This is a genomic window from Falsiroseomonas oryziterrae (genome assembly GCF_021864505.1).
GTDB classification, from domain to species: Bacteria; Pseudomonadota; Alphaproteobacteria; order Acetobacterales; family Acetobacteraceae; genus Falsiroseomonas; species Falsiroseomonas oryziterrae.
In genome coordinates, this window is sequence record NZ_JAKJIB010000590.1 from 1 (window position 1) to 1,215 (window position 1,215).

General features: G+C 76.3%; 1 pseudogene. It reads right to left on the reverse strand.

The features are described from left to right. Window positions 1-1,215, reverse strand: a pseudogene (locus tag L2I40_RS23430) (DUF4159 domain-containing protein); the annotation flags it as partial.

Sequence of the window (1,215 nt, forward strand, 5' to 3'; positions counted from 1 at the left end):
CGGGGATGGCGGCGCCAAGGTTCAGCGCGCGTCGCTGCGCGGCTTCCGCCGCGCTGGTCCCGGTGCCGTACCAGCCGGGCGGATGGCGCGGGCTGGGCGCTTCCTCGCCGATGCGCGCGGCGGGGATGGGCTGCGCTCCGGGCTGCGGGGGGCCGAGCCGGCCGAAGCCGTCCAGCGTCTCGAGCGGCGCGAGCGGCGCCTCCCCGTCCGTGCCTGTCACGCCGGCCGAAAGTGCGACGATCCGCCGCAGCATGTCCACGAAGAGCCCCGACAGCGGCAGGTTCGACCAGTCGGCATTGGCGGTGACGTGGAACAGCACGATGCGGCCCGCGCCGCGGCTTTCCTGCGTGACCAGCGGCGTGCCGTCGGCCAGCCGCGCCCAGGTGCGCCCCGTCAGCCGAGCGGAGGGCTCGGCCAGCACCTGCCGCTCCACCGTCACCTCGGGCGAGGGCGCGAGGCCCGCGAAGGGCGAGCCTTCCGGGAAGGGGGCGAGGCGCTGCGGCTGTTCCCAGGACAGCGCGCCGCCGATCTGCCGCTCGCCGGCGCGCAGCGGCACCGGCAGCAGCGGATCGGGCGCTTCCGCCACGCGCGCGCCGGCGAATCGCACCAGCGTCCCGCCCTCGTTGATCCAGCGCGTGAGCAGCTCCGCCTCGCGGCCCTCCGCGACGGGACGATCGGCGAGCACGAGCACCGAGAGGCGGCGCTGCAGCAACTGCTCGACGGGGCCGCGGCGCAGCTCGGCGAAGGGGCTCAGCGCGCGGTCGAGATAGAAGAGCTCGCCGATCAGCGGGACATCGGCCGCGCTTTCCTCCCCGCCGGCGATCAGGCCCACGGGGCGGCGCCGGAACCGCTCGTCGAGCAGCACCGTGCCATTGGCGCCCGTGACGCCGTCGAGATCGAGCCGCACCACCTGGTTGCGGATCTCGAGCGGCAGCGGCAGCGCGGCCTCGGCCTCCGTCGCATTCGCCGGAATCGGCACGGTCGCACGGTCCAGCGTGCGGCCGTCGCCGGTGCGGGCGAGCACGACGGCTTCGCTCGGCACTGGCAGCGCGGTCGTGCGGATGGTGACGACCAGCCGCTCCGCCTCGGCGCGCGGCGGCGGCAGCAGGCGCGTGGCGCGCCCCTCGGCGCGCGCCACGGTCAGCCGGCCGCCTTCGGCCAGCGCCGCGGCGAAGGGCGAAGCAAGGTCGCCCTCCGCCGCATGCTCGATCCCGT